Consider the following 17,948-nt stretch of genomic DNA (forward strand, 5'->3'; position numbering starts at 1 on the left):
GATGATTCCCAAGCTGACCGACGAGCCTACCGCCACCACGCTGGCAGCGCAGATCCGTGGCGGGGAACTTTCACCCATCGAGGCGGTCGAATCGTGCATCGCGCGCATCGAGGCGCTCGATGGACCGCTCAACGCCGTGGTGGTCAGGGACTTCGACCGGGCGAGGAATGCCGCGCGGGCTCTCTGCGACGAGCAGGCGGACGGCCGCCCGTTGTTCGGTGTCCCGATGACGGTGAAGGAAAGCTTCAACGTCGCGGGACTGCCGACGACGTTCGGACACCTCGAACACAAGGATTTTATTGCTCGGCGCGATGCCCGGGTCGTCGAGCGGCTCAAGGCCGCGGGCGCTGTCATCGTCGGCAAGACCAACGTCCCTCCCGACCTGGCCGACCTCCAGTCGGACAACCCGGTTTATGGCCGCACCAACAATCCGTTCGATCACTCCCGCGTTTCGGGCGGTTCGTCTGGCGGGTCCGCCGTCGCTGTCGCCAGCGGCATGGTCCCGATCGAATACGGCACCGATATCGGCAGTTCGGTCCGCAACCCGGCTCACTTCAACGGCATTTTCGGTCACAAGACCACTTTCGGCCTCGTCAGCCGCCGCGGGCATGCGAGTCCCGCAGTGCAGGGACGCGACGTGCACGACGGGCCGCTTTCGGTGCCAGGCCCGCTCGCACGGTCGGCCGACGACCTTGCGCTCCTCCTCGACCTGACCGCTGAAAGGCCGCTCGCTTCGACAGCGAAGCCGATCGCGGAACTGCGCTTCCTCGCGCTGCTCGACCACCCGGTCAGCGAGATCGATGCCTCGGTGCGCGGCCCGATCGAAGCGGCGCTGAGCGAGATCGAGCGCACGGGCGCTAAGGTGGACCGGTCTAGCGCCCTGCTGCCCGATCTGGCGCTGCAGCATGCGAATTACCTGCGCCTGCTCAACGTGGCGATGGCACGCGGCCAGCCCGCGCCCGACGGAACGGCGATGAGCTTGCCGGAGTATTACGCGTTGCTCGATGAGCAGGCGCGATGCCGGTATGCCTGGGCCGAACTGTTCGATGAGTACGATTTCGTCCTCGCCCCGCCCCTTCCCTTCGTCGCCTTCCCGCACGACCCGACGCCGATCCGCGATCGGAGCATCACGATCAACGGCAAGGACAGCGCATTCGGCGATGCGCTGGCGTGGGCGGGCCTCGCCACGTTCCCGAACCTGCCAAGCACGGTCGTTCCCATCGGCGAAAGCGGCGGCCTGCCGTGCGGCATGCAGGTCATCGGACGCGAATGGGCCGACCGTGACTGCATTGCGGCGGCCGGGGCCATCGGCCGCCTGATGGAAGGTTGAGGCATGGCGCGCGGCAGGTGGATGCAACGCTACGCAACGTGGCACATCTGGCTCGGTTGGCTGATCGCCATCCCGTTCCTGCTGTGGACGATAAGCGGCGTGCTGATGGTCGCCCGCCCGATCGAGGAAGTCCGGGGCACGCATCTTCGCATCGAGCCGGAACAGAAGCCCGCATTGACGGGCAATCCCCGACCCATCCCGTTTCCGGAGGCCGCAGCGCCCCCGATAAGCGAACTGCGGACCTTTCTCCAGCGCGGGCGGGCGGTCACGCTGGCTACGGCGACCGATGGCAGTATCTCTCGGTACGACGCGACGACTGGCGAATCGATTGGCCAGCTTGACGAAGAGGAAGCGCGTGCGGCGATCGCCCGTTCGATCCGCGGCGGCGACCGGATAGCCGCGATGCGCGCGTTCGAACCGGACGAAACCCCGTTCGACTTTCGCCGCCCCTCTCCCGTCTGGCAGGCAACCCTCGAGGACGGAACGTACGTCTACATCAACCGCGACAGCGGCGAGATCGAGGCTGTCCGGACCCGTTGGTGGCGGTTCTACGACCTGATGTGGGGACTCCACATCATGGACCTGCAAACCCGCGAACAGCCGCACAACCCGTTGACCGTAACGTTCGGCGTGCTTGCGATCTTCGGCTCGGTGCTCGGGACGATCCTGCTTTTCCGCCGCCGAAGGGCCCGCGTTTCCGCTCCGCCGGCGGGCGGCTGACCCGGCATCCCCCCCCCTGTCCAGAAGGTGTCGAAGCCCAGAACGGGGCTCTAAACGCTGGGTTGAGCCCGATCTGGCACCCTTGCCGTGCCCGGAGTAGGAGCCTTGCGATGAATCCGCCTGTCCTGCCCCCTGCTCTCGATCTCATCGGCACCGCGATCTTTGCTCTGACCGGGGCGCTTCTCGCCGCGAGGCTCCGGCAGACGTTCGTCACGATGGCCTTCTTCGCGCTGGTCACCGGGGTCGGCGGGGGCAGCCTGCGCGACATGCTGCTGGGCGTGCCCGCGTTCTGGCTGCATTCGCCCTGGGTCGCGCCGGTAATCTTCGCCACTGCACTGGGCGCCTGGTTCACACCGACGAGGTGGTGGGAGAACGAGTTGCTCGAATGGGCGGACGCCGCGGGCCTTGCCGCATTTGCCGTGCTGGGGACCGCCAAGGCGATGGCTTTCGGCGTCGCGCCCGTTCCAGCCGCGGTCCTGGGCGTGGTGACCGGATGCGCCGGCGGGGTAGCGCGTGACGTCATCGCGGGCGTTCCCTCGATCATCATGCGCCCTGAAATCTATGTCACTGCCGCTGCTCTCGCGGCAGTTCTGACGGTCGCCGGAGCGCTGGCGGGACTGCCAGACGCGGCGACATGGGCCATCGCCTGGATCGCCGGTTTCGGGGTCCGGGGTGCGGCGATTCGCTGGAAGCTCGCGCTGCCCGCCTATCGCGAGGGATGACGTTCGGCCTCAGCCGGCAAAGTCGGGCGCATCGGCGGTCTGATACCGGTCATCGTCGTCTGCGATCTCGCCACTATCAGGGAGAGGTCCTCCCGGATAGGCCGGGGCGCCATCGCGCGCAGCCCGGGCGGCGGCATAGCGGTCATCATCCCATTGGCCCGGCGCAGGCACGCCGTCGGCGTCACTGCGATACATTGCCCCATTCCCGTAATCGATGGCATCGATCCGTCCGTCGTTGCCGATCGAACACCGGAACGCGCCTCCCGTACGCAAGCGCCCGGTCACGTCCCACCCCGTTCCGGTCCGGTTCGCCCCGTCGACGGTTTCGATCCGCGCATTGCGCTCGACTTCACGGGCACACATGTCGACCGCGCGGTCGAGGCCGCGGCCGTCGCCGAACCGGCCCTCATCGGACCGGCTGCGATAATCGTAGCGGTAGTCGCCGTCGGGATAGGGATAGCGTTGCGGATAGCGATATCCGCGATCCCGCTGGCTGGCCTTGCTGGCAGCGCTGGCGATAGCGGCGATCGTGCCCAGGACGACGACCGCGCCGATCACGTCACCCGCGTCAACGCGATCCCGGCGATACCAGCGCCGGTGGTTCTGGGCATTCGCGCCATCGGCGTCGAACACGCCCGCAGCAGCGATGGCCGCAGGCCCGCTGGACGCCGGGATTTCGATTGCCGCGAGCGGCGCTGCCGACATCGATGCACAGGCGGCCAGCGCCGCAGCGGAAGCTAAGCGAAACGAATGGCTCATGACCCGTGTGCACCCCATGGTCGCAATGGACGGCACTTCGCCGCCCCTTACCCCGCACGACTAGGCGGCCCAGGCTTGCAACAGCCTGAACCGCCCGTCTGTTTTCGGATTGGCCTGATTACCAGCCGTACCGGTTGTTGTACCCGTAGCGGTGACCGTAGCGGCTCGAGTTCTTCAGGCCGCTGTAGTCGAGATCCACGACGCGGCCGTAGCGAACGTCGCAGCTGAACCGGCCATGGTCATAATCGCGGCCGCCATAGCGGTAGTTGTAGTCTCGGCCCCAGCCGTTTCCGCGCTCGTTGACGACGATGGTGCCGCGGACCCGGTAGCCGTCGCGCTTGCGATCGATGTCGCGGATGTCGGTTACCCGGGCTCCGCGGAAACCCTGTCTCCGCAGGTCGCGCTGCACTGTGTTGACGCACTGCGTCACCGCCGAGCGCGAGTTGCCGTACCGGTTGTAGTCGTACCCATAGCCGCCGTAGCGATCATTTCCGTAGTAGGGCTCGCCATAGGTGCCGCGATAGCCGCGGTCCTTGCCGATCGATCCCGCAACGGCAGCGATACCGCCGATGATAAGGGCACCCGCAATGATATCGCCCGCATCGATCCCGTCGTGGTCGCGATCACGCGCCATAGCCGGAGAAGCCGAGGCGAGGGCCATCGCGCCAGCCGCGACGGTGGCAACACTGCCTTTGGCGAGGGCTTTCGAAATGTTTTTCATGGCTCACCTCAAAGTGTCTGCAAGGGACGATCCCCTGCTTTGCAACGCCGGTGTAGCGGGGCGTCCTTGAGGTGAGCCTGAATTGCGAATGCAGCTTTCGTTCAGCTAACGCGCCGCGAACCTGAACATGGCACGTTTGTTGCTAGGTCAATTTCCATCGGACTCCGGCACCTTAAGGCCCGTCCAGTGAGCCAGGAATGCAAGGACGTCGGCCCCTTCGGCGATGGCCTTGTCGGTCGGTTTTCCACTGCCGTGACCGGCACGGGTCTCGATGCGAATGAGGTGGGGCTCGTCGCCCGCGTCCGCGGCCTGGAGCGCGGCGGTGTACTTGAAGCTGTGCCCCGGTACCACGCGGTCGTCGGTATCCGCAGTAGTCACCAGGGTGGCCGGATAATCGACGCCCGAGCGAATGTTGTGATACGGCGAATAGGACCGCAGCACCTTGAAATCGGCCTCCTTCGACGGATAGCCGTAGTCGTCGACCCAGTACCGGCCGGCCGTCCAGCGGTCGAACCGCAGCATGTCCATCACGCCCACCGCGGCGCGCGCCGCGTCGACGAGATCGGGCCGCTGGTTGAGCACGGCACCGACAAGCAGGCCGCCATTCGAGCCGCCCTCGATCGCAAGGCCGTCGCTCGAGGTCACGCCGTTCGCCTTCAGCCATTCGCCGGCCGCCGCGAAGTCGTCGAACACGTTCTGTTTGTTGTTCAGCCGGCCTGCGTCGTGCCAGGCCTTGCCGTATTCGCCGCCGCCGCGGATGTTGGCCAGCGCGAACACCCCACCGGCATCGACCCATGCCATCCGCGTGGCCGAGAAACTCGGAGTGAGCGAAACGTCGAAACCGCCGTAACCATAGAGCAGGGTCGGGGCAGGACCGGTCACATCCTTGCGCTTGACGATGAACATCGGGATCTTCGTTCCGTCCTTCGACGGATAGAACACCTGGCCGACGTCATACCGCGACGGGTCGAGCGCAAGCTTGGGCGTCGCGAACGGGGTCGTCTCCCCACTGGCCAGGTCGAGCCGGTAGATCGCGGTCGGCTGATTGAAGCTCGAGAAAGCGTAGAACGTCTCGGGGTCACCCGGACGACCGCCGAAACCGCTGGCGGTGCCGAGTCCGCCGAGTTCGATCGTGCGGAGCGGGGCCCCGTCGAGTGCGAACAGCTCGGCCCGGCTCGCGGCATCCTTGAGATAGCTGACGACAAGCTTGTCCCCGACGATCGACGCGGAATCGATCGGTTCGGCGCGCGCTTCGACGATGGTCTCGAAGACCGGCTCGTCGGCGGCGAGGTCAACCCTCACGACGCGATAGGTCGGCGCGTCCGCGTTGGTCTTGAGGTAGAGGATCGAACCGACCGTGTCGATCGGCGTCCAGTCGTTGTCGAAACCGGTGATGAGCGGACGCGATGCCCACCCGGATTGCTCGGCCTGCGTGAGGTCGATGACCTGAAGCTCGTTCCGCGAGTCGGTTCCCGTCGACGAGGTGACAAAGGCCCAGCGGCCGTCGTCGGATACGCTCGCAAAGTGGCCGCGTTCCGGATGATCGGGCGTCGAGAAGACCATCCGGTCCTCGCTCTGCGGTGTGCCGAGCGCGTGGTAGTAGATCGCCTGGTTGTAGTTGAGCGCCTGGAAGTCCTTGCCCTCTTCCGGCTCGGGGAAACGGGAATAGAGGAAGCCCTCTTCGCCCACCCAGGCGAGGCCGGTGAACTTGGCCCAGCGGATCTCGTCGCCGGTCTCCTGGCCCGTGTCGACGTCCAGCACCTTGATGATCCGCCAGTCGGTTCCGCCGTCCTGAACGCTGTAGAGCAGCTTGCTGCCGCCGGGTGAAGGTTGCCAGTCGCTCAACGCGGTCGCTGCATCCTTGGCCCAACCGTTCGGATCAATGAGGAGCCGACGCGCGCCTTCGAGCCCATCCTGCACGTAGAGCGGACTCTGGTTCTGGAGCCCGGTGTTGCGGGTATAGAAATAACGGCTGCCGAACTTGTAAGGGAGGCCGAAACGTTCGTAATCCATGCGCTCGGCGATGCGCGCCTTGAACCAGTCGCGTCCGGGCAGGGCCTGCAGATAGGCTTCCGTGACGGCGTTCTGGTCGGCAACCCACTTCGCCACCTTGGCGTCAGAGCGCACGTCCGCCTCGAGCCAGCGATACGGATCTGCAATCTCTTCACCGAAAATCGCCTCGATCGTATCGCCGCGCTCGGTCGCGGGATAGGTGATCGGCGAGGAGGCTGGGGCGGACATCGGTGCTCCGGACGGTTCGGCAAGGGCGGGAACGGCAAGCGCAAGCGACGAAGCGGCGCCAAGCAGCGCGGTGAGGCGAAGAGTCATGCAAGGGATCCTGGAAGTTGCGGCCCGCCTGCCGATGTAACCACTTTCAGAGCGGTTTCAATCGATCCCGTATCCCCAACGCGGAAGGGCCGGAGGTTTCCCCCCGGCCCTTCGCTTGTGTGGTCGGTTGCGACGTCTTAGGCGTCTTCGAACTCGTCCTCGTCCGCGTTCATCACCGGGCCCGAATCCTGGCCCTTGGCATCAACGTCGCGGTCGACGAACTCGATGATCGCGATCGGGGCGGCGTCGCTCTCGCGGATGCCGGCCTTGACGATGCGGGTGTAGCCGCCTTCACGGTCGGCATAGCGCTCCGCGAGGACGTCGAACAGCTTCCGCAGCTGGGTCTCGTCGCCCAGACGGCTCATGGCGAGTCGGCGGTTGCTGAGGCCACCGCGCTTGGCAAGGGTGACCAGCTTCTCGACGTAAGGGCGCAGTTCCTTCGCCTTCGGCGTTGTGGTCAGGATCTGTTCGTGCTTGACGAGTGCAGCAGCAAGGTTGCGCAGCAGGGCGGCGCGATGGCCGGACTTGCGCTGAAGCTTGCGGCCCTTGATTCCGTGACGCATGACTTGGATTCCTTCGTTCGTAGGGGGCCCGTATAGCTGGTCCCATCAAAGTAGTACTTTGATGGGTACCCACTGGTAGCCCAATGCAGGCCGGAAAAAGGGGTCCAGCCCATGCCCCGTCCGGCTATCAGCCGAGCAGTTCCTGCTCGAGCTTCTTGGCCATTTCCTCGATGTTCTCCGGCGGCCAGCCCGGGATGTCCATGCCAAGGCGCAGGCCCATCGAGCTCAGGACTTCCTTGATTTCGTTGAGGCTCTTGCGGCCGAAGTTCGGCGTGCGGAGCATCTCGGCTTCGGTCTTCTGGACCAGGTCGCCGATGTAGATGATGTTGTCGTTCTTGAGGCAGTTGGCCGACCGCACCGACAGCTCGAGCTCGTCGACCTTCTTGAGAAGGTAACGGTTGAGCTGGTTGGCATCGCTTTCTTCCGGCTGAGCGGCCATGCCGATCATCGGGCTGGATGCCACCGGCACGCCGTCCTCGAAGTGGACGAACAGCGCGAGCTGGTCCTGCAGGATGCGCGCTGCGTAGGCCACCGCGTCCTCAGGGGTGACGGTGCCGTCGGTCTCGATCGTCAGACTCAGCTTGTCGAAGTCGAGTTCCTGGCCAACGCGGGCATTCTCGACCTTGTAGCTGACCTGGCGGACCGGCGAGTAGAGCGAATCGACCGGGATCAGACCAATCGGCGCGTCGACCGGACGGTTGCCGACCGCGGGGACGTATCCCTTGCCGGTGTCCGCGGTGAGTTCCATGTTGAGGTTAGCGCCCTCGTCGAGGTGACAGATCACGAGGTCCTTGTTCATGACCTCAATGTCGCCCGACACGGCGATGTCGCCGGCCGTGACTTCACCCGGGCCGGTGGCGGAAAGCTGGAGCCGCTTGGGTCCTTCACCTTCCATCTTGAGCGCGATCTGCTTCACGTTGAGCACGATGTCGGTCACGTCCTCGCGCACGCCGGCGAGCGAGGAGAATTCGTGCAGCACGTTCTCGATCTTGATCGAGGTGATCGCCGCACCCTGGAGGCTCGACAGCAGTACGCGGCGCAGCGCGTTGCCGAGCGTCAGGCCGAAGCCGCGCTCGAGCGGCTCGGCGACGAAGGTCGCCTTGCGGCCCTTAGCAGCGTCCTTGACCTCGAGTGAATTGGGCTTCTTGAGTTCCTGCCAGTTCTTGGTGTTGACGGCCATGGATATCCCCTGGGGTTCAAATGCGTATGGGACCGGCGCCGGGAGGCGTCCGATCCCTGGAAGGTCGGCGGCGGGGAGCGACCCTGCCGCCGGGCAGGCAATCAGACGCGGCGACGCTTCGACGGCCGGACCCCGTTGTGCGGGATCGGTGTCACGTCGCGGATCGAGGTGATCGTGAAACCGACGGCCTGGAGGGCGCGCAGCGCGCTCTCGCGGCCCGAGCCGGGGCCCTTGACCTCGACCTCGAGCGTGCGGACGCCATGTTCCGCGGCCTTCTTGCCAGCATCGTCGGCGGCGACCTGGGCGGCATAGGGAGTCGACTTGCGGCTGCCCTTGAAGCCCATCATGCCGGCCGAAGACCAGCTGATCGCATTGCCTTGCGCGTCTGTGATGGTGATCATCGTGTTGTTGAAGCTGGCGTTGACGTGCGCCACGCCGCTGGAGATGTTCTTGCGTTCACGCCGGCGAATGCGCTGGGGTTCACGTGCCATGTGGAAATTCCTGTCCTAGATCCAAGAGAGCAGCTGCTGCCTGTGCAGGCGCGGCTTACTTCTTCTTGCCGGCGATCGGCTTGGCCTTGCCCTTGCGGGTGCGGGCGTTGGTGTGAGTGCGCTGACCGCGGACCGGAAGGCCCTTGCGGTGGCGCAGGCCGCGGTAGCTGGCGAGGTCCATCAGACGCTTGATGTTCATCGCCGTCTCGCGGCGCAGGTCGCCCTCGACCTGGTGCTCGGCGTCGATCGTCTCGCGGATCTGCAGCACCTCGGCATCGGTCAGGTCCTGCACGCGGCGGGTGTGATCGATGCCCAGCTTGTCGGCAATCTTCACGGCCGTGGTGCGGCCGATACCGTGGATGTAGGTGAGCGCGATGATAACGCGCTTGTTGGTGGGGAGGTTTACCCCGGCAATACGAGCCACTTAGTTCTCCATGCTCCACAGGGGCATCCGGCTGGCGCCACCCCTATCTCATCGCGGTTGCCCGACGCACGCAGGTTGCCTTTACGGCAAAAAGCCCGGTCGGCGCGCACGAAGGCAGGCGCCTGCCGGACTGGTCCCGATGTGTCGGATGAGCGCGCGCTTAGGGCGATTCGGCTGCGCCGTCAATGCCGGAGCGCGGCAAAACGGGAACGGGAGCCGAAAAGGCCCCGCCGCGCGGTCTTCAAACTTCGCATTACACCCATTCGCGGGCCCGTCAAAGCCTCCTCATTCCCCTGAAGGCCGGTCAGTCTCCCTTCCGACCCATCCTGTCGAGGGCATCGGCAACGTCGTCGAGGTCCGGAGCTTCCGACTGGCCCGCAGCGGGTTTCTGCGGGGGCCGCACCGGTGCCCGGTCGGCCGGAACGTCTAGCCGGCCCAGCTTGTCGGCAAGACGGGCGAGTTGCTGGCTCATGACCCCGTCCACCGCCTTCGCGATCGTCCCCACGTCGTAGCGCATCGAACCGCCGACGACATATTCCCAGACGATCTTCGTTCCCCCGCTCTTTCCATCGGATTGCATGGTGATGGTCAGCACGCCCTCCGCAGGCTCGCTCTGGAGCGGACCGAGCCCGCCCCGCATTCGCAGGACCTTCTCTGGCTGCGCCATCACAACGGTCATGTGCTGCGCGCTTCCTGCAAGCCCGACCCGGGCTGCGGTATCCTGTTCGGGAATTCGCTCGCAGAAGCAGCCCCCACCTTGCGGCGTGATCGACATGTTCGCCGCCTCGCCCGACCAGGTATGGTCATCGTCCCACCAGTCGCCGGGCGAAATTAACGCCAGCCACGCCGCCTTCGGCGCGGCTCTTACCACGACTTCGTCGCGGGTGACGAACCGATCACCCGCTGCCTCGACGACTCCCGCGGCCGCGGGCGCCGCGAGCAATCCGCATCCCAGTACCAGGGTCGCCATGTTGGCTGACATGTGCTTCATCGATGATCCCCCCCTCGCCCGCATCTATTCCACGCCGGACCGCGGGGGAAAAGAGGCTACCCGGCCAGAATCGTCTCTATCGCGTCGGTGACCTCACCGATGTCGCTCATCCCGTCGACCCGCCTGACGATACCGCGAGCCTCGTAAACGGGGAGGATCGGAGCGGTCTTGGCGCGGTACTCGGCCATCCGCGTGCGCACGGTTTCCTCGTTGTCGTCCGGACGGCGCTTGAACTCGGTCGATCCGCACTTGTCGCACACGCCAGGCACCGCGGGCTGCTTGAATGCGTCGTGATAACCTTCGCCGCAACTGGCGCAGGTAAACCGGCCGGTGATCCGCTCGACCAGCGCGTCCTCGTCGACCTCGAGCTCGATCACGTGATCGAGGCTGCGACCGTGCCCCGCCAGGATGGTGTCGAGCGCGTGAGCCTGCGCCTCGGTCCGCGGGTAGCCGTCGAAGATGGCGCCGACGCCATCGCCCATGGCGGTCAGTTCGGCGTCGATGAGCTTGCTGACGATCTCATCGGAGACCAGCTCGCCGCGCTCCATCACCGCCTTGGCTTCGAGGCCGACGGGCGTCCCGGCCTTGACCGCGGCGCGCAGCATGTCGCCGGTCGACAGCTGGCGCATGCCGTGATGCTCGACGAGACGCTGGGCCTGTGTGCCCTTGCCCGCCCCCGGGGGGCCCAACAGGATGATGTTCACGGATCGAGCCCCCTCGGGTCAGGTCTGGATTAGCGCAGGCGGCCCTTCAGCTTCGCCTTCTTGATGAGGTCGCCGTACTGGTGAGCCAGCAGGTGCGACTGGATCTGGCTGATGGTGTCGACCGTAACGTTCACGACGATCAGCAGGCTGGTGCCGCCCATCACCATCTGGATGCCGGTGCGACTGAACATGTATTCCGGGATGACGCAGACCAGGGTCAGGTAGATCGCCCCGATCACGGTGATGCGGGTCAGGACGTAATCGAGATAGTCCTGCGTGCGCTTTCCGGGCCGAATGCCGGGAATGAAACCGCCGTTCTTCTTCAGGTTCTCGGCCGTCTCTTCCGGGTTGAATACCACCGCGGTGTAGAAGAACGAGAAGAAGATGATCCCTGCGGCATAAAGCGCGAGGTACAGCGGCTGCCCGTGCTGGAGGTAGAAGTTCATCGTGTTGATGATCCCGCCGGTGCTGCTCTCGGGATCGATCGACTGTCCCGCGAACTGGCTGATCGTCAGCGGCAGCAACAGCAGCGAGCTGGCGAAGATCGGAGGGATCACGCCCGCGGTATTGAGCTTCAGCGGCAGATGGCTGCGATCGGCCTGCATCATGCCCTTGGCGCTGGCGCGTTTGGGGTACTGGATGAGCAGCCGCCGCTGGGCCCGCTCCATGAAGCAGATGAACAGCACGAGGGCGACGAGAATGAGTATCAGGCCGACGACGAGGAACCCGCTGATCGACCCCGAACGGGCTCCTTCGAACAGGTTCGCGCCGAAGCTCGGGAACTGGGCGACGATGCCCGCCATGATGATCAGCGAGACGCCGTTACCGATTCCCCGGCTGGTGATCTGCTCACCCAGCCAGAGAAGGAACATCGTACCTCCGACCAGGCTGATCACCGCGGTGATCCGGAAGGTGAGGCCCGGGATCACCACCGCCTGCAGACCGCTGGAAGCGCCATAGGCCTCGAGCCCGGAGGCGAGGAACCAGCCCTGGATGGCGCACAGGAACACCGTCCCGTAGCGGGTGTACTGGTTGAGCTTCTGGCGCCCGGTGGCCCCTTCCTTTTTCAAGGCGGCAAGCGACGGGTGAAGCGCAGCGGCTAGCTGGATGACAATCGACGCGGTGATGTACGGCATCACCCCGAGCGCGATGAGGCTCATGCGCTCGAGGCTGCCACCCGAGAAGGTGTTGAACAGGTCGAGAATTCCGCCCCGCGTCTGTTCGTAGAGCGATTCAAGGATCAGCGGATTGACGCCCGGAAGCGGAACGAAGCTCAGGAAACGGAAGACGACCAGCGCCGCGATCGTGAACCAGATGCGGTTCTTGAGCTCGGTAGCCTTGGAGAAGTTCGCGAGGCTGAGGCTGCTCGCGATGTTGTCGGCGCGTGATGCCATGGGATTACCGTACAGATCCTTTTGGCGCCAGAGAGCTCACAGTGTCCCTCCCGGCACAGGGAGGCTACATAGGTAGCAGGGGGTTCGATGTCGAACCCCCGCCCGCACTTTTAGTCAGCCGGCCTTCTTGGCCTTGTTCGCGGCAGCGCGTTCGGCCTTCTTTTCGGCTTCGGGGCGCGCGGCCTCGATCAGCTCGACCTTGCCGCCGGCCTTTTCAACCGCCTCGATCGCACCCTTGGATGCGCCGGCGACCTTGAAGGTGACCTTGGCGGTGAGTTCGCCCTTGCCAAGCAGCCGGACACCGTCCTTGCCGCCGCGCGCGAGGCCCGCAGCCTTGAGCGCTTCGTGATCGACCGTGCCCTTGGCGTCGAGCTTCTTGGCGTCGATGAATTTCTGGACCATACCCAGGTTCACCTCGGCGAAGTCCTTGCCGTTGGGGTTGTTGAAGCCGCGCTTCGGCAGGCGCATGTGGAGCGGCATCTGGCCACCCTCGAAGCCCTTGATGGCAACGCCGGAGCGTGCCTTCTGGCCCTTCTGGCCGCGGCCAGAAGTCTTGCCCTTGCCCGAGCCAATGCCCCGGCCAACCCGCATCTTGCGGTGGCGGGCGCCTTCGTTGTCGCGGATGTCGTTCAGTTTCATGTCAGTGCACTCGCTTTCGCTTTTGTCGCGCTAGGTAAGCTGCGCCCGGTAAACCGGACGCAGCTGGAAGTCAGTCGACGATTTCGACCATGTGGGGAAGCTTGGCGATCGCCCCGCGGACTTCGGGCGAATCCTCGACCTCGACCACGCGGTGCATCTTGCCAAGGCCCAGACCAACCAGAATTTTCTTCTGGCTCTCCGGGCGACGGATCGGGCTGCCGATCTGCTTGAGCTTGATCTTCGCCATCTCGATTACTCCGTGATCGCGGCGGCGTCGGCTTCCGCCTCCGCCTCGCTCGCCCCGCCCCGACCGAGCAGGTCGGCGACCTTCTTGCCGCGGCGCTGGGCGACCGACTTCGGCGAAGTCTGGTCCTGCAGCGCGGCAAAGGTAGCGCGGATCATGTTGTAGGGGTTCGACGTGCCCACCGACTTGGTGACGACGTCGGCCACGCCCAGGCTCTCGAACACGGCGCGCATCGGACCACCGGCGATGATGCCGGTTCCCGCAGGCGCGCTGCGCACGGCGACCTTGCCCGCTCCGAAGCGGCCCTTGCCGTCGTGATGCAGGGTGCGGCCTTCCTTGAGCGGAACGCGGATCATCTTCTTCTTGGCGGAAGCAGTCGCCTTGGTGATGGCTTCGGGCACTTCGCGCGCCTTGCCATGACCGAAGCCGACCCGGCCCGAGCCGTCGCCCACGACAACCAGCGCCGCGAAGCCGAAGCGCTTGCCGCCCTTCACCGTCTTCGAAACGCGGTTGATGTGGACCAGCTTCTCGATGATGCCGTCGTCTTCTTCCTCGCGCCGGTTGTCGCGGCGGTCGCCCCGGCCACGGCCACGGCCGCCACCTTCGCGGCCGCCCCGGCCACCGCGGTCGCCGCCACGGGCACCGCGGCCACGCGGCTGAACCGGATCGCCGCTTTCCTGGCTCTGCGTCTCGGCAGCTTCCGACGGGGTGTCGGCAATCGCCGGCTGCTCGAGCTTGACCGCGTTTTGGGTCTCTGCCGTCGCTTCGTTGGTGTTGTTTTCGTCAGCCATCATCAGAACTCCAGCCCGCCTTCGCGGGCGGCGTCGGCCAACGCCTTGACGCGGCCGTGGAACAGGAAACCGCCGCGATCGAACACGACGGTGGAAACGCCGGCCTTCTTGGCGGCGGCGGCGATGTCCTTGCCCACCTGCGCGGCGGCATCGACGTTCGCACCGCTGGTCTTGCTGCCCAGCGTGCTCGCCGCGGCAACGGTCTTGCCGGCGGCGTCGTCGATGATCTGCGCGTAGATGTGCTTGCCGGTACGGTGCACCGACAGGCGGGGCCGATCGCCAGCACGCGACTTGATCGCGGTGCGCACGCGGCGGCGGCGGCGCTCGAAGAGGGAAAGCTTTGCCATCTTACTTCTTCTTCCCTTCCTTGCGGAAGATGTACTCGCCGCGATAGGCGATGCCCTTGCCCTTGTAGGGTTCGGGTTTGCGCCAGCGGCGGATCTCTGCGGCGAACTGGCCCACGGCCTGCTTGTCGATGCCCGACACCTCGACCGTGGTCTGGTCCGGCGTCTTCACCTCGAGACCGTCGGGCACGTCGAGGTCGACGTCGTGCGAGTAGCCAAGCTGCAGCTTGAGCTTCTTGCCCTGCGCCTGCGCGCGGTAGCCGACGCCCTTGATGAGAAGCGTCTTGGTGAAGCCCTCGGTCACCCCTTCGACCAGGTTCGAAACCAGCGTACGCTGCATGCCCCAGAAGTTGCGGGCGGTCCGCGTGTCGTTGGCGGGCTTGATCGAGATCGCGCCGTCTTCGAGCGTGTAGGTCACGTTGTCCGACAGACCCATCGAAAGGGTGCCTTTGGGGCCCTTTACGGTGAGCGTGCCGTCGTTGATGTCGGCGGTGACCCCGCTGGGGATCACGACCGGCTTCTTGCCGATGCGGCTCATCAGAACACCTCCGCCAGCACTTCGCCGCCGACGTTCTGCGAACGGGCTTCCGCATCGGAAAGCACGCCCTTCGGCGTCGAGACGATGGTGATGCCGAGGCCATTGCGCACCACCGGAAGTTCCTTCGAACCCGAGTAAACGCGGCGGCCAGGCTTGGAGACGCGAGCCACGTGCTTGATCGCGGGCTCGCCTTCGAAATACTTCAGTTCGATCCGCAGCTGCGGGTGCTTGCCCGAAGCGTCGTCGCTGTAGCCACGGATGTAGCCTTCGCGCTGGAGCACTTCGAGAACGTTCGCACGCAGCTTGCTCGCCGGCGTCAGGACGGAATCCTTCTTCGCCTGCTGGCCGTTGCGGATGCGGGTGAGCATGTCACCCAGGGGATCGGTCATAGCCATCTGTCAGATCCTCACCAGCTCGACTTCGTGAGACCCGGGATCATGCCCTTGTTGCCAAGGTCCCGGAGCTCGACGCGGCAAAGGCCGAACTTGCGATAATAGCCGCGCGGGCGGCCGGTGGTGGAACAGCGGTTGCGGACCCTGGTCGGGTTCGCGTTACGCGGGATTTCCGCCAGCTTCAGGCGCGCAATCAAGCGCTCGCCATCGTCCTTCGACTCGTCGTCGGCAATGGCCTTCAGCCGGGCGTACTTGCCCGCGTACTTCTTCACGAGCTTCTTGCGCCGCTCGTTCTTGTTGATGGAACTCAGTTTCGCCATGGACTTAAGCTCTCTTCCTCAATTCTTGGTCACGCCGCGGCCTGCTGCTCTTCAGCAGCATCTTCGCGGGGGAACGGGAAACCGAACAGGCGCAGCAGCTCGCGCGCCTCGTCGTCGGTCTTCGCGGTGGTTGTGACGATGATGTCCATTCCCCGGACCTTCTCGATCTTGTCGTACGAGATTTCCGGAAAGATGATCTGCTCCTTCAGGCCCATCGCGTAATTGCCGCGCCCGTCGAAGCTCTTCGGGTTCAGACCGCGGAAGTCGCGAATGCGCGGCATGGCGATCGTCACCAGACGGTCGAGGAATTCGTACATCCGCTCGCGGCGAAGGGTCACCTTCGCACCGATCGGCATGCCCTCGCGCAGCTTGAACTGGGCGATCGACTTCTTCGCCTTGGTGATCACCGGCTTCTGACCGGCGATGAGCGCCATTTCCTCGGCCGCGGTCTGGACCTTCTTCTTGTCCTGGCTCGCCTCGCCCACGCCCATGTTGAGCGTGATCTTCTCGATCCGGGGCACCTCGAGCGCGTTCTTGTAGCCAAACTTCTCCGTCATCGCCTTGGCGATCTCGGCTTCGTACTTGGCCTTTAGACGCGGCGTGTAGCTCTTGTCAGCCATCGATCGTCTCCCCGGACTTGACGGCGACGCGGACCTTGCGGCCGTCCTTGTTCGTCTCGAACCGGACGCGAGTCGGCTTGCCGTCCTTCGGATCGGCGAGCGCCACCTTCGAGATGTGCAGCGGCGCCGGCGTGCGGTCGATGCCGCCCTGCGGGTTCGTCTGCGTGGGCTTGCGGTGACGGACGATCACGTTGATCCCGTCAACGAGAACCTTGCCGTCCTTCGGCATCACGGCCTGGACGGTGCCGGTGCGGCCCTTGTCCTTGCCCGAGAGCACGACGACGCTGTCGCCCTTCTTGATCTTGGCGGCGGCCATCACAGCACCTCCGGAGCGAGGCTGATGATCTTCATGAAGCCGCGACCGCGCAGTTCGCGCACGACGGGGCCGAAGATTCGGGTGCCGATCGGCTCCTCATTCTTGTTCACTAGCACCGCGGCATTGCTGTCGAAGCGGATCACGCTGCCGTCGGGACGGCGCACGTCCTTCTTGGTGCGCACGATCACCGCGCGGTGAACGTCGCCCTTCTTGACGCGGGTGCGCGGCTGCGCCTCCTTGACGGACACGACGATGACGTCGCCGACGCCGGCAGTCCGGCGCTTGGAGCCGCCCAGTACCTTGATGCACTGGACGCGCTTGGCGCCGCTGTTGTCCGCGACGTCGAGATTGGATTGCATCTGGATCATCGATCCGGTTCCTTCTCGTTCGGCTTGCCGGAACCAGTCCGGCAGTTCCTCAGTCTAAATCAGTTGCTCGCGGCTTCGACGTCGAGGTCGGCTTCCACCGCCTGCACGCCGCCCGCCACGACCCTGTCCTTCACGGCCCAGGTCTTGGTCTTCGAGATCGGGCGGGTCTCCTCGATCCGCACGACGTCGCCCGGATGGTACTCGTTGCCCTCGTCGTGGGCGTGGTACTTCTTCGAACGACGGATGATCTTGCCGTAGAGCGGGTGCTTCACCTTGCGCTCGACCAGCACGGTCACGGTCTTGTCGGTCTTGTCGGAAACGACCGTCCCGGTGAGGATACGCTTGGGCATATCTCTAATCCTTACTTCGCTTCGGCCGAGCGGGTGCGCTCGTTCTGCAGCGTCTTGATGCGGGCGATGTCGCGACGCACCTCGCGGATGCGCGCGGGGCGCTCCAGCTGGTTGGTCGCGGCCTGGAACCGCAGGTTGAACGCCTCGCGCTTGAGGTCGACGAGCTGCTCGGAGAGCTGGTCGTCGGTCTTGGTGCGCATGTCGGCGGCCTTGGCGTTGCCGGCGTCGGCCTTGGCGGGCTTCTTGGTTGCGGCCTTTGCCATCATTCGGCTCCCAGGTGGCTGGTGTCGCCCAGGCGGGCAACGACCTTGGTCTTGATCGGCAGCTTCATGGCCGCGCGGCTGAACGCCTCGGCAGCGAGCGGACCAGGAACGCCGTCGAGCTCGAACAGGATCCGGCCCGGCTTCACGCGCGCGGCCCAGTACTCGATCGAACCCTTGCCCTTGCCCTGGCGAACCTCGGCCGGCTTCTTCGACACCGGCACGTCGGGGAACACGCGGATCCACAAGCGCCCCTGGCGCTTGATGTGGCGCGTGATCGCACGGCGAGCGGCTTCGATCTGGCGAGCGGTGACCCGCTCGGGCTCGAGCGCCTTCAGTCCGTAGGAACCGAAGTTCAGGTCGGTACCGCCCTTCGCTTCGCCCTTGATCCGGCCCTTGAAGGCCTTGCGGAACTTGGTCTTTTTCGGTTGCAGCATTG

General features: G+C 65.3%; 26 protein-coding genes. 3 read left to right on the forward strand and 23 right to left on the reverse strand.

Annotated features, from left to right (window positions below; genetic code table 11):
- Position 1 precedes the first annotated feature (1 nt).
- From ACPV3N_RS05465 to ACPV3N_RS05475, 3 genes are all read left to right on the forward strand, one after another.
- Positions 2–1,330, forward strand: coding sequence for an amidase family protein (locus tag ACPV3N_RS05465; RefSeq protein WP_440115511.1), 1,329 nt, complete (start codon positions 2–4; stop codon positions 1,328–1,330).
- 3 nt (positions 1,331–1,333) lie between these two features.
- Positions 1,334–2,050: a PepSY domain-containing protein gene (locus ACPV3N_RS05470; RefSeq protein ID WP_440115513.1), complete on the forward strand. Its 717-nt coding sequence runs from the start codon at positions 1,334–1,336 to the stop codon at positions 2,048–2,050.
- 110 nt (positions 2,051–2,160) lie between these two features.
- Positions 2,161–2,772 carry a trimeric intracellular cation channel family protein gene (locus ACPV3N_RS05475; protein WP_440115515.1) on the forward strand — a complete coding sequence of 204 codons (612 nt, stop codon included), beginning with the start codon at positions 2,161–2,163 and terminating at the stop codon, positions 2,770–2,772.
- A gap of 9 nt (positions 2,773–2,781) precedes the next feature.
- Here ACPV3N_RS05475 and ACPV3N_RS05480 read toward each other — a convergent pair whose 3' ends face one another.
- The 23 genes from ACPV3N_RS05480 to rplP form a co-directional block, all read right to left on the reverse strand.
- On the reverse strand, positions 2,782–3,531 hold the full coding sequence (locus tag ACPV3N_RS05480; RefSeq protein ID WP_440115517.1) for a hypothetical protein: 750 nt from the start codon (positions 3,529–3,531) through the stop codon (positions 2,782–2,784).
- A gap of 118 nt (positions 3,532–3,649) precedes the next feature.
- A complete protein-coding gene (locus ACPV3N_RS05485; RefSeq protein WP_440115519.1) occupies positions 3,650–4,252 on the reverse strand; it encodes a hypothetical protein in 603 nt (200 codons plus the stop codon).
- 147 nt (positions 4,253–4,399) lie between these two features.
- The gene (locus tag ACPV3N_RS05490; RefSeq protein ID WP_440115521.1) at positions 4,400–6,580 is read right to left on the reverse strand and encodes a prolyl oligopeptidase family serine peptidase; all 2,181 of its coding nucleotides are present in this window, start codon (positions 6,578–6,580) and stop codon (positions 4,400–4,402) included.
- 137 nt (positions 6,581–6,717) lie between these two features.
- Positions 6,718–7,143, reverse strand: a complete 426-nt coding sequence (rplQ, locus tag ACPV3N_RS05495) for a 50S ribosomal protein L17 (protein WP_440115523.1) — start codon at positions 7,141–7,143, stop codon at positions 6,718–6,720.
- Between the two features lie 127 nt (positions 7,144–7,270).
- Entirely contained in the window at positions 7,271–8,323 is a 1,053-nt protein-coding gene (locus ACPV3N_RS05500; protein WP_440115525.1) for a DNA-directed RNA polymerase subunit alpha, read from the reverse strand.
- A gap of 101 nt (positions 8,324–8,424) precedes the next feature.
- Positions 8,425–8,814 (reverse strand): 30S ribosomal protein S11, encoded by a 390-nt coding sequence (rpsK, locus tag ACPV3N_RS05505; RefSeq protein WP_047820301.1) that lies wholly within the window; start codon positions 8,812–8,814, stop codon positions 8,425–8,427.
- Positions 8,815–8,869: 55 nt separating this feature from the next.
- Entirely contained in the window at positions 8,870–9,238 is a 369-nt protein-coding gene (rpsM, locus tag ACPV3N_RS05510; RefSeq protein WP_259961994.1) for a 30S ribosomal protein S13, read from the reverse strand.
- A 304-nt stretch (positions 9,239–9,542) separates the two neighbouring features.
- On the reverse strand, positions 9,543–10,229 hold the full coding sequence (locus ACPV3N_RS05515) for an SRPBCC family protein (protein WP_440115528.1): 687 nt from the start codon (positions 10,227–10,229) through the stop codon (positions 9,543–9,545).
- Positions 10,230–10,285: 56 nt separating this feature from the next.
- Positions 10,286–10,933 carry an adenylate kinase gene (locus tag ACPV3N_RS05520; protein ID WP_440115530.1) on the reverse strand — a complete coding sequence of 216 codons (648 nt, stop codon included), beginning with the start codon at positions 10,931–10,933 and terminating at the stop codon, positions 10,286–10,288.
- 29 nt (positions 10,934–10,962) lie between these two features.
- The gene (gene secY / locus ACPV3N_RS05525; protein WP_440115532.1) at positions 10,963–12,327 is read right to left on the reverse strand and encodes a preprotein translocase subunit SecY; all 1,365 of its coding nucleotides are present in this window, start codon (positions 12,325–12,327) and stop codon (positions 10,963–10,965) included.
- A gap of 114 nt (positions 12,328–12,441) precedes the next feature.
- Positions 12,442–12,966 (reverse strand): 50S ribosomal protein L15, encoded by a 525-nt coding sequence (gene rplO, locus ACPV3N_RS05530; RefSeq protein ID WP_440115534.1) that lies wholly within the window; start codon positions 12,964–12,966, stop codon positions 12,442–12,444.
- Between the two features lie 70 nt (positions 12,967–13,036).
- Positions 13,037–13,213, reverse strand: a complete 177-nt coding sequence (gene rpmD / locus ACPV3N_RS05535) for a 50S ribosomal protein L30 (protein ID WP_440115536.1) — start codon at positions 13,211–13,213, stop codon at positions 13,037–13,039.
- A gap of 5 nt (positions 13,214–13,218) precedes the next feature.
- A complete protein-coding gene (gene rpsE / locus ACPV3N_RS05540; protein WP_440115538.1) occupies positions 13,219–14,001 on the reverse strand; it encodes a 30S ribosomal protein S5 in 783 nt (260 codons plus the stop codon).
- Between the two features lie 2 nt (positions 14,002–14,003).
- A complete protein-coding gene (gene rplR, locus ACPV3N_RS05545; RefSeq protein ID WP_440115540.1) occupies positions 14,004–14,348 on the reverse strand; it encodes a 50S ribosomal protein L18 in 345 nt (114 codons plus the stop codon).
- 1 nt (position 14,349) lies between these two features.
- Positions 14,350–14,883 carry a 50S ribosomal protein L6 gene (gene rplF / locus ACPV3N_RS05550; protein WP_440115542.1) on the reverse strand — a complete coding sequence of 178 codons (534 nt, stop codon included), beginning with the start codon at positions 14,881–14,883 and terminating at the stop codon, positions 14,350–14,352.
- On the reverse strand, positions 14,883–15,278 hold the full coding sequence (gene rpsH / locus ACPV3N_RS05555) for a 30S ribosomal protein S8 (RefSeq protein ID WP_259962003.1): 396 nt from the start codon (positions 15,276–15,278) through the stop codon (positions 14,883–14,885). Before rpsH ends, rplF begins: the two co-directional genes overlap by 1 nt.
- An 11-nt stretch (positions 15,279–15,289) precedes the next feature.
- Positions 15,290–15,595 carry a 30S ribosomal protein S14 gene (rpsN, locus tag ACPV3N_RS05560; protein ID WP_067677501.1) on the reverse strand — a complete coding sequence of 102 codons (306 nt, stop codon included), beginning with the start codon at positions 15,593–15,595 and terminating at the stop codon, positions 15,290–15,292.
- A 29-nt stretch (positions 15,596–15,624) separates the two neighbouring features.
- The gene (gene rplE / locus ACPV3N_RS05565) at positions 15,625–16,215 is read right to left on the reverse strand and encodes a 50S ribosomal protein L5 (RefSeq protein ID WP_440115545.1); all 591 of its coding nucleotides are present in this window, start codon (positions 16,213–16,215) and stop codon (positions 15,625–15,627) included.
- Positions 16,208–16,531: a 50S ribosomal protein L24 gene (rplX, locus tag ACPV3N_RS05570; protein WP_440115547.1), complete on the reverse strand. Its 324-nt coding sequence runs from the start codon at positions 16,529–16,531 to the stop codon at positions 16,208–16,210. Before rplX ends, rplE begins: the two co-directional genes overlap by 8 nt.
- A complete protein-coding gene (rplN, locus tag ACPV3N_RS05575; protein WP_057884052.1) occupies positions 16,531–16,899 on the reverse strand; it encodes a 50S ribosomal protein L14 in 369 nt (122 codons plus the stop codon). The genes rplX and rplN overlap by 1 nt, the downstream gene beginning before the upstream one ends.
- A 59-nt stretch (positions 16,900–16,958) precedes the next feature.
- Positions 16,959–17,249, reverse strand: coding sequence for a 30S ribosomal protein S17 (gene rpsQ / locus ACPV3N_RS05580; protein WP_440115549.1), 291 nt, complete (start codon positions 17,247–17,249; stop codon positions 16,959–16,961).
- Positions 17,250–17,260: 11 nt separating this feature from the next.
- On the reverse strand, positions 17,261–17,512 hold the full coding sequence (rpmC, locus tag ACPV3N_RS05585; protein WP_440115551.1) for a 50S ribosomal protein L29: 252 nt from the start codon (positions 17,510–17,512) through the stop codon (positions 17,261–17,263).
- Positions 17,512–17,946 carry a 50S ribosomal protein L16 gene (gene rplP / locus ACPV3N_RS05590; RefSeq protein ID WP_440115553.1) on the reverse strand — a complete coding sequence of 145 codons (435 nt, stop codon included), beginning with the start codon at positions 17,944–17,946 and terminating at the stop codon, positions 17,512–17,514. Before rplP ends, rpmC begins: the two co-directional genes overlap by 1 nt.
- Between the last annotated feature and the right edge of the window lie 2 nt (positions 17,947–17,948).

The sequence above is a fragment of the Tsuneonella sediminis genome, from assembly GCF_051912845.1.
In the GTDB taxonomy this organism is placed as follows: Bacteria; Pseudomonadota; Alphaproteobacteria; order Sphingomonadales; family Sphingomonadaceae; genus Tsuneonella; species Tsuneonella sediminis.